The sequence below is a fragment of the Streptomyces sp. NPDC000880 genome, assembly GCF_053599675.1.
This window is the reverse complement of sequence record NZ_JBSFMS010000198.1, coordinates 1-8,073: the sequence shown is the minus strand read 5'-3', so window position 1 is coordinate 8,073 and position 8,073 is coordinate 1. Positions and strand designations below refer to the sequence as shown.

The 8,073-nt window shown below is 69.5% G+C and carries 10 protein-coding genes, 1 tRNA gene and 3 pseudogenes; 7 read left to right on the top strand and 7 right to left on the bottom strand.

Annotated features, from left to right (window positions below; translation table 11 throughout):
* Positions 1–26 precede the first annotated feature (26 nt).
* From ACWDO5_RS34505 to ACWDO5_RS34475, 7 genes are all read right to left on the bottom strand, one after another.
* Positions 27–100: transfer RNA gene (locus tag ACWDO5_RS34505), tRNA-Met, on the bottom strand.
* Positions 101–302: 202 nt separating this feature from the next.
* A complete protein-coding gene (locus ACWDO5_RS34500) occupies positions 303–1,535 on the bottom strand; it encodes an RNA polymerase sigma factor (RefSeq protein ID WP_450534485.1) in 1,233 nt (410 codons plus the stop codon).
* Positions 1,532–1,945 carry a YciI family protein gene (locus tag ACWDO5_RS34495; RefSeq protein ID WP_450534484.1) on the bottom strand — a complete coding sequence of 138 codons (414 nt, stop codon included), beginning with the start codon at positions 1,943–1,945 and terminating at the stop codon, positions 1,532–1,534. Before ACWDO5_RS34495 ends, ACWDO5_RS34500 begins: the two co-directional genes overlap by 4 nt.
* 252 nt (positions 1,946–2,197) lie before the next feature.
* Entirely contained in the window at positions 2,198–2,470 is a 273-nt protein-coding gene (locus tag ACWDO5_RS34490; RefSeq protein WP_450534483.1) for a hypothetical protein, read from the bottom strand.
* Positions 2,471–2,521: 51 nt separating this feature from the next.
* Positions 2,522–2,785, bottom strand: coding sequence for a hypothetical protein (locus ACWDO5_RS34485; RefSeq protein WP_450534482.1), 264 nt, complete (start codon positions 2,783–2,785; stop codon positions 2,522–2,524).
* Positions 2,782–3,021 carry a hypothetical protein gene (locus tag ACWDO5_RS34480; protein WP_450534481.1) on the bottom strand — a complete coding sequence of 80 codons (240 nt, stop codon included), beginning with the start codon at positions 3,019–3,021 and terminating at the stop codon, positions 2,782–2,784. The genes ACWDO5_RS34485 and ACWDO5_RS34480 overlap by 4 nt, the downstream gene beginning before the upstream one ends.
* Entirely contained in the window at positions 3,018–3,596 is a 579-nt protein-coding gene (locus ACWDO5_RS34475) for a DUF5994 family protein (protein WP_450534480.1), read from the bottom strand. Before ACWDO5_RS34475 ends, ACWDO5_RS34480 begins: the two co-directional genes overlap by 4 nt.
* A gap of 316 nt (positions 3,597–3,912) precedes the next feature.
* On the opposite strand from ACWDO5_RS34475, the gene ACWDO5_RS34470 reads away from it, so the two are divergent.
* The 7 genes and pseudogenes from ACWDO5_RS34470 to ACWDO5_RS34440 form a co-directional block, all read left to right on the top strand.
* The gene (locus ACWDO5_RS34470; RefSeq protein WP_450534479.1) at positions 3,913–4,416 is read left to right on the top strand and encodes a DUF5994 family protein; all 504 of its coding nucleotides are present in this window, start codon (positions 3,913–3,915) and stop codon (positions 4,414–4,416) included.
* 190 nt (positions 4,417–4,606) lie between these two features.
* Positions 4,607–4,789, top strand: a complete 183-nt coding sequence (locus ACWDO5_RS34465) for a hypothetical protein (protein ID WP_450534478.1) — start codon at positions 4,607–4,609, stop codon at positions 4,787–4,789.
* A 414-nt stretch (positions 4,790–5,203) separates the two neighbouring features.
* Positions 5,204–5,416: pseudogene (locus ACWDO5_RS34460) on the top strand (SAM-dependent methyltransferase); the annotation flags it as partial.
* Between the two features lie 93 nt (positions 5,417–5,509).
* Positions 5,510–5,659, top strand: a pseudogene (locus ACWDO5_RS34455) (ATP-binding protein); the annotation flags it as partial.
* Positions 5,660–5,697: 38 nt separating this feature from the next.
* A complete protein-coding gene (locus ACWDO5_RS34450) occupies positions 5,698–5,832 on the top strand; it encodes a hypothetical protein (protein ID WP_450534477.1) in 135 nt (44 codons plus the stop codon).
* A 279-nt stretch (positions 5,833–6,111) separates the two neighbouring features.
* Positions 6,112–7,425: an MFS transporter gene (locus ACWDO5_RS34445; protein WP_450534486.1), complete on the top strand. Its 1,314-nt coding sequence runs from the start codon at positions 6,112–6,114 to the stop codon at positions 7,423–7,425.
* Positions 7,426–7,555: 130 nt separating this feature from the next.
* Positions 7,556–7,843: pseudogene (locus tag ACWDO5_RS34440) on the top strand (SDR family NAD(P)-dependent oxidoreductase); the annotation flags it as partial.
* Between the last annotated feature and the right edge of the window lie 230 nt (positions 7,844–8,073).

Below are 8,073 nucleotides of genomic sequence, written 5' to 3'. Positions count from 1 at the left end.
GTCGAGTGCCGGGCCACTGTCTTCAGTAGCGGGGACAGGATTTGAACCTGCGACCTCTGGGTTATGAGCCCAGCGAGCTACCGAGCTGCTCCACCCCGCGTCGGTAAACACAACCTTACGCCATCCAGAGCAAGATCAACTCCATTTGACGAGTACGCCTGCTCTGAAGCCCCTCCCGGGCCCCACCGGAGCCCCTCCCGAGCCCTCCGGATGGCTGTGGCCCAGCTGCGCGGCGCCCTCGCCGCCGCCCGTCCCGCGACGGACGACGGACTCGGGTCCGGCAGCGAGCTGTGTCGGCCCCGTCAGGGCCGCAGCCGGGCCGCCCGCATCTGGAGGTAGCGCGTCTCCGGGACGCTGAGGGTGCGCCGGGCCGCCAACCGGTAAGCGGAGCGTGCGCCTTCGGCGTCTCCCGCCTTCTCCAGCAGGTGCGCGCGTACAGCGTCGAGCCGGTGGTGGCCCGCCAACCGGTCCTCCAGCTTGGCGACTTCGGCGAGCCCGGCCTCGGGGCCGTGCACCATGGCGACGGCCACGGCCCGGCCGAGTTCGGCCATCGGCTCGGGAGCGAGGCGTACGAGAAGGTCGTACAGGCCGAGGATCTGCGGCCAGTCCGTGTCATCGGCGCTCGCCGCCTCGTCGTGCAGCGCCGCGATCGCCGCCTGCAGCTGGTAGGCCCCGGCCGGCCCCTCGGACAGGGCCTCCTCCACCAGGGATGTGCCCTCCGCGATCGACTCCTGGTCCCAGCGTGCGCGGTCCTGCTCGTCGAGCGGGATCAGCTCGCCGTGCGGGCCGGCGCGCGCCGCGCTGCGGGCGTCGGTGAGCAGCATCAGCGCCAGCAGCCCGGCCACCGCACGATCCTTCGGCAGCAGCCGGCGTACGGCCCGGGTCAGCCGGATCGCTTCGCCGGCGAGATCGGCACGGTGCAGATCGCTGCCGGAGGTGGCCGTGTAGCCCTCGTTGAAGATCAGGTAGAGCACCTGGAGCACCACGGCGAGCCGCCGATCGCGGTCCTCGGGCCCCGGCTGCCGAAAGGGCACGCCTTTGATCTTCTGCTTGGCACGACTGATCCGCTGCGCCATCGTCGCCTCGGGCACCAGATGCGCGCGGGCGATCTCGGCCGTGGTCAGACCGCCGACGGCCCGCAGAGTGAGGGCGACCTGCGCGGCCGGGGTGAGTTCGGGATGGCAGCACAGAAAGAGCAGGGTGAGGGTGTCGTCCTCGGAGGGGGCGCGGCTCTCACCGGGCGCAGGCACCGTGAACGCGTCCCGGGGGGTCAGCGCCGCGACCGTCTCCTCGCGTCTGCGCCGGGCCTCGTCGCTGCGCAGTTGCTCGGTGAGACGACGGGACGCGACCTTGATCAGCCAGCCGCGGGGATTGTCGGGCAGTCCCTGCTCAGGCCATTGCTGCGCGGCGGCGAGCAGCGCCTCCTGTACGGAGTCCTCGGCCTGGCCGAAGTGTCCGTACCGCCGCACCAGCGCACCGAGGACCTGCGGCGCGTGCAGGCGCAGCAGGTCCTCGACCTCCGTCGTACGTCTCACACATCGCCTCCGCCGTCCAGGATGGGCCGGATGACCACCGGGTAGTCGTTGGCCCCCTCGGGAATCGGGCACTGCGCGACGCGCGCGGCGATCTCGGTGACCCGCTCCAGGCTCTCGCAGTCGAGCACCCAGTACCCGGCGAGCAGCTCCTTGGTCTCTCCGTACGGACCGTCGGTGATCACGGGCCGTCCGTCCTTGCCCGCGGTGACGTGACGGGTCAGGGCCGGCTCGGCCAGTCCCTGCCCGTCCACGAGCTCGCCGGACTCGGAAAGGTCGTTGTTGACCTCGCCCATGAAGGCGTACATCGCCTGCAGATCCTTCTCGCTCCAGGCCGGGCTCTGGGCGGACGCCGTGCCGCGCATCGCTTCGTAGTCGGCCTGCGAGCCCTGGACCATCACCAGATACTTCATGACGTCGCTCCTTCGGATGCGTAGCCGCCCGTTGTGGGCAACTCTCACAGGGGACGTCGCAGCCGATGACGGATTCTCGACACCGCGCGGAGAATTTTTTCGAATCCGCTCGCCGGGACCACTCGTCGGAACCACTCGCCGGGAGCACGCGGGTGGTCGGGGAGCAGACAGGGGATCAGGCCCGGGCCGACGCGGCGCCCCGACCGGTGGAGCCCTGTCGGGGCGCCGCGTATCAGGTCCGTGGGCGTCACCTCAGCCCTGGTCCTCCTCTTCAGCCTCCATGAGCCGGATCCCTTGATGTGTCAGCGTGACCATCGAGGGCGTATTGCCTGTCGACCAGTCGACCGCGATCAGCCCCTCGCCCACCAGATACGTGCAAGCCGCAGCCAGGTCCTCCTCATGGACACCGAGGTCGTCGCGCAGCCGCGACCCGGTGACACCCAGAAGGCGGTTGCCCTCGGTGGCTTCGTACAGGGCCTTCATGACCTGCTCCCGGTAGGCCTTCCGCTCGCCCAGTGTTGCCATGACTGCCTGCCGTCCTCTCGTGCTCGGCGTGGGTGCGGGAGTCCTGCTGCGTCAGGCGTCGTCCGTCTGCGCAGAGTCGTCGCCCGCTGACCGGCTTGCCGCAAGCCACGACCGCGCGGGCTCGGCGGCATGCGTGGTGTCCACGGTGAGGTGGAGTCTGGTTCCACCGTCGCGGCCGGCGGGGTAGCTGCGCTGTTCGGTGGAGGCGAAGCAGCGCCGGAGAACCTCTGCGACCTGACGGGCGGCCCCGGGGGAGGCGGCGACGATACGGACTTCGGCGCTCCCTGCGGCAGGCACTCGTTCCGCGGGGGTCATCCGCGGCCTCCATCGTGCGGGTCGCGGTGGGCGCCGGCCTCGGACCGTCCGGCGGGCCCGGTGCCCGGCCGGTGGCGCCTCGGCCTCCGGCGGCCCAGTCCCTGGATGGCTTCGCCGTAGCGGAACGAGGCGATCCGTGCGTCGTGCTGGGCATTCAGCTGGTGGATCAGGAAGACTCCCATGGCGATCATGGCGAGGATCGCTGCCACGGTGATGACGGTCTCCACATTGCTCACATCCCTTGGGTGCAGCGCTGGAGGCCGCTCGGGATCCCGAGCGGCGAGGACCCGGCCCCGCCGGACACGGCCCCGCCCTCGGTCTCCCATTCCTCTTCCCGGCTCCGGGCATCCGTCGCGCCGCGAGCAGTGGCCTCGTCGGCCATCAGACGGCTGGCAGTGCGGAAACTCCCGGGGGTGGCTGCCGCGGCCATGAGCCGCGCGGCGGAAGCCGCATCGGTCTCCGGTGGGATCACCAACAGGTCCCAGCGGCCGACGGAGTAGGAAAGCAGGATCAGTTTGTGCGGGTCCTGCTCGTCCCCGAACCACCCCACGTGCAGCATGCGCCCGGTGACCGGCACCTTGCGCGGAACCACGGGCCAATGGGTCGGATTCACCGTGACACGCGTGATCCTGCCCCAGAGTCCGTCCAGCGCGTCCGTCAGGGCAGGGAGTTCGCGGGAGAGGTCACGGGAACGAGGCCACCAGGCGCCGTCCAGCAGACCCGGAGCCGAGCCTGCCGGCGTCAGTGACAAGCGGGCCCCCGGCGAGGGAACCCGCCCGGGGACCGTCGTACGGTCGATAGTCACGGTCATGGTGCGGACCCGCCCCCGGGCCGTCGTACAACGCCCCGGTGTTGTTGCTCGCCGAGAACGGCACCCGCGTCGGAGCGGGTGCACGAAATGTCCCCGGTCTCTTCACTGTACTCCGATCCAGGGCCACAAACATGCGCGCGACCAGGCATTTCCTCCTGATCCCCAGCACCGCGCCCCGGGCTCGGACCAGGGGTTGCCGCCGGCTCCAGGGGTACGGTTGTGCCAAGGAGACTTCCCTGGCACGCAGCCACGCCGACACCGCCATCCCCTATCTGACGACCGGCGGACACAGGAGTCTCAGACGGGCGGACACGCCATGGCCGACTCCGACATCCCGCACCTTGGCAAGCTCCTGCCGGACGCCATTTACCATGCCGTGAAACCCGGCACAGCGCTCTTGCGCCTGGAAACGACCGGGGCCCGGGAGGGAACGCTGGACGGCGCGTGGTGGCCGCATTCCCGCAGGATCGGCGCCGAGTTGCCGAGTCTTGTCTCCGCGTTGACCGAACACCTCGGCCCCATCACCCGCGTCGGACTGGATGCGAGCGCCTGGGAGGGACTCCCCACGCGCCTGACCATCGACGACCGGATCGTGCACATCGACTCGTTTCCCGTGGGTGACGACACCGTCCTCATCACCCGAGGGGACGGGGATCACTTCGCACTGCTGGTGGTGCCGCCGCAGGCAACACCCGAGGCGGCGCGCGCCGCGATGGCCAGAGCCGTCCAGGCACACAACGCCACCGAGGCCGAACAGATCCTGATCGACACCGGCGCCGGCTCGGCCCGCCCACGCCCCGGGCCGTCCGCACACGCGTGAGGCTCGCCGATCCGCCCCTGCTCCGGCGCGGTCGGTTTGGCCTTCGGCGTTGTCGAGCCGGGGTCGAATTCGTCTGCGCCACCAGTCCACGATTCGCACGAATGCTCGACCTTTGGCAGGGAAGACGACCGATAGCGGCGTAACCACCGGGACCACGTGTGGTTCGCCGTCCATCGGCAGGAGAAGTCAGATGCTGGCATTCGCGGCGGCCGCGCTCTTCGTCATCGCCTTCATCGTCCACGTAACCGGGACGGCAACCGAGGCTGTCTTCAGCCCGACGAGCCTCATGCTCGTCGGGCTTGCCCTCCTGGCCGTGCACATGGGGGGCGTGGGGTCCGGATTGACCCCCAGGGGCCGCGGTCACCGGCGCTGAGCGAGGCGACGACGTCGAGACGGGTTGTCCGTTCCACCGCCGCAATCACGTTCCGGCGGCTTTTCGTACGTCCTCAATACCGTGCGGCGCAACGGGTATGTGCAGCGTTGCCGCCTCCAGGACGGTGTCCAGTCCCTGGGAATAAGGGCTTTCGGTCGGCCATCGGACCGCACTGAGGGCTATGCTGCTGCGTGGACGTCCCAGACCCCGGCGGCATGTTGTTGCTCAACATAGATGGCTGCGGGGAGCGGATCTTCCGTCCGGTCACCCAGCGCATCCCTGGAGGGAACTGGGTGGGTCCCCTGTCCTGGTACACAGGCTGCTGGACCGGTCATTCGCATGCCTCCGCCGAAAGTACGCCCCTACCGGGAGCGCGCCAAGAGAAGCCGGCGCGCAGTGCGGCTCGGAGCAGTCATGTCGATGGTGGAGGCCGATGTGGACGACTTCTCGATCCCGTTCATCGGAAACACCATCCGGGTGTCCGGCTACCTACGTGAGGACCTGCACAAGGTCGTTGAGCAGGGGGGCTTCGAGATCATCAAGGAGTCCTCCTACACCTATGCCCCGGCGATCACCGACGTGCCGCCCGAGGAACAACTCTTCCTCTGCTGCAGGCGACGCGGCTGAGAACGCGCCATCCGTCTGCCGCGGTCCGCGGCGCCACCCCCCGAACGGGACGAAACGCGTGACGGAGCACCGCAGCCCCGATGAAGGCCCCGCCGTGCCGCCCGCCGAGGCGGCCGCGGCCTGTTCCTGGTCGATCAGCTCGCGCGGCGCTGGGGGGCGAGGAGGCTGAGCACCGGCAAGGTTGTCTGGTTCGAGCAGCAGATCCCCGAGGAACTCCGCGAGGACCGTCCGGAAGCGCCGTAACACCAGCCAGATACCGCGGGCGGCCACGGGCTCCGAAGGTGGGTTACGAGGCGAACCCGGAGCTGTGGAGCGCCCCGTCGGACGAGACGCTCGTGCCGGTCGCGGCGAAGTGCCAGCACGCGCCCGAGCGCACGATCCGCCCCATGCCCACCCCTCAGCCGCCCGTAGTCTGAGCGCAGGAGGTGGCTCATGGCCGAGTGGATTGACCCGCGGTACGCGGAACTGGTCGCAGCGTGGAAGCGCGCCCAGACTCCCGAGTCCCGCGCCCCGGAGCCCAGGCCCATGAGGGGATTCGTTACTCCGCCCAAGGCCTGACGCTCGCTCAGCGGCCCGGCCTGCCTTTTACTCGCCCCAGCATGCATATCTCAAGCTACGAGACCACTCGTCTCAGCTATTGACTGCTCCGTACACGGACCACGACAGTGCAGGGCGTGCTCAAAGACGACTCCACCATGACCCACACGGCCACCGGCGCCGACTCACCCGGGGACAGCAGCCCCGAGAGCCTGCGCCGTGTGGCCGTCGCCAGTTTCATCGGCACCGCCATCGAGTTCTACGACTTCTACGTGTACGGAACCGCGGCGGCGCTCGTCCTCAACGAGGCGTTCTTCCCGAACCTCTCCTCGCTCAACGCCACTCTTGCGTCCTTCTCGACGTACGCGGTGGCGTTCGCCGCCCGCCCCATCGGCTCGCTCGTCTTCGGTCACTTCGGGGACCGCATCGGGCGCAAGTCGGTGCTCGTGGCCTCGCTGCTGCTGATGGGGCTGTCGACGGCGTTCGTCGGACTGCTGCCGGGCTACGGCACGTTGGGCGTGTGGGCGCCGCTGCTGCTCGTACTGCTGCGCTTTCTGCAGGGCGTGGGCCTGGGCGGCGAGTGGGGCGGTGCGGCGCTGCTCGCCGTGGAGCACGCGCCCCGCGGACGGCGCGGGCTGTTCGCGGCCTTTCCACAACTCGGCCCGTCCGTGGGCTTCTTCGCGGCCACCGGCATCTTCTGGCTGCTGTCGGCGACGATGACCGACGATGCGTTCCGGACATGGGGCTGGCGCATCCCCTTCCTGCTGTCGTTCCTGCTGGTCGCCGTCGGTCTGTTCGTCCGTCTGAGGATCAGCGAGACACCAGTGTTCGCGCGTGTCATGGCGGCGCAAGAGGCCAGCAGGGCCCCGGCCCTGGAGGTCTTCAAGCGGCACCCGCGCGAACTGCTGCTCGGCGCCGGCGGCATGGTCGTGGCGTACGGACTCTTCTACACGGCCACGACCTACTGCCTCGCGTACGGCACCGGCACGCTCGGCATCCCTCGCAACACGATGCTGGCCGTCTCCCTCGTAGCCTGCCTCTTTCTCGCCGCCGGCACCTGGCTGGCCGCCACACGGTCCGACGCGGGCGGGCGCCGGCGGCTGGTGCTGGCCGGGGCCGGGCTGGCGGTGGTGTGGGGGCTCGTCCTCTTCCCGCTGCTGGACACGGAGCAGCCGGTGCTGATCGCGGTCGCGCTCGGCGGAGCGCTGTTCTGCATGGGGGTCGTCTACGGCCCGATGGGCGCGTATCTGCCGGAGCTGTTCGGCGCCCGGGTGCGCTACACCGGTGCCTCGTTCGCGTACAACCTGGGCGGTGTGCTGGGCGGGGCGATCGCGCCGCTCGTCGCCACGCGGCTGCAGAGCGCCTTCGGCTCGGCGTCGGTCGGCTGGTACGTGAGCGCCATGGCAGTGGTCTCGCTGCTGTGCGTGCTGGCACTGCCGGAGACGCGGGAGCGCGAACTCGGTCATCTGTGAGGTGACTTCTCGGGCTGGGCGAAGTGACGCCACGGGCCGGCACGAGGTGGTGACGCCACAGGCCGGCCCGTACTGACGCCACAGTCGGCCGTGCTCACGCACGTATGGCCAACCCCCTACCCCGGCAGGACGGTTCGGCCCCCGCATGGCCGAACGGGGCTTCGGACGGATCATCCACATCACCTCCCAACAGGCACATCGGGCGTTCGTCCAGAGCAGCGCCTACGGGGTGCCCAAAGGGGCGTTGGAGTCCCTGGCTCGTTCACAAGCCGAGGCATGGGCGCCGTACGGCGTCACCTGCAACACGCTCGTGCCGGGTTTCGTGATGACGCCGCTCAACGCGCGGCTGTCGCCCGACCCCGAGAAGGTGGCGGCGCCGGCCGCGCGCACGATGGTCGGGCGCAACGGTCACCTTGAGTGGTTGTGTCCACATCAGGCTGTCCGTGACCTGCGGACAAGCCGATCAAGGTTCGATGAGACGCGCTCAAAATTCGGTGAGACGGGGCAGTCACTCCGCAGGAGGTCTCTCGCATGATCAATGTCGATGAGTTCGGGCTCTGGTCCACTTCTTGTGACGAGTGACGCTGCGTTATGGCTCGACATCGAAGAGAGCGATGGCAGGCGGCGCCGGGTCAAGCACTGCGCGCA

Excerpts from the sequence above, each read along its gene's own strand:
- ACWDO5_RS34495 (WP_450534484.1), bottom strand. The coding sequence starts at position 1,945 with ATGAAGTATCTGGTGATGGTCCAGGGCTCGCAGGCCGACTACGAAGCG.
- ACWDO5_RS34490 (WP_450534483.1), bottom strand. The coding sequence starts at position 2,470 with ATGGCAACACTGGGCGAGCGGAAGGCCTACCGGGAGCAGGTCATGAAG.
- ACWDO5_RS34485 (WP_450534482.1), bottom strand. The coding sequence starts at position 2,785 with ATGACCCCCGCGGAACGAGTGCCTGCCGCAGGGAGCGCCGAAGTCCGT.
- ACWDO5_RS34475 (WP_450534480.1), bottom strand. The coding sequence starts at position 3,596 with ATGACCGTGACTATCGACCGTACGACGGTCCCCGGGCGGGTTCCCTCG.
- ACWDO5_RS34470 (WP_450534479.1), top strand. The coding sequence starts at position 3,913 with ATGGCCGACTCCGACATCCCGCACCTTGGCAAGCTCCTGCCGGACGCC.
- ACWDO5_RS34465 (WP_450534478.1), top strand. The coding sequence starts at position 4,607 with ATGCTGGCATTCGCGGCGGCCGCGCTCTTCGTCATCGCCTTCATCGTC.
- ACWDO5_RS34445 (WP_450534486.1), top strand. The coding sequence starts at position 6,112 with ATGACCCACACGGCCACCGGCGCCGACTCACCCGGGGACAGCAGCCCC.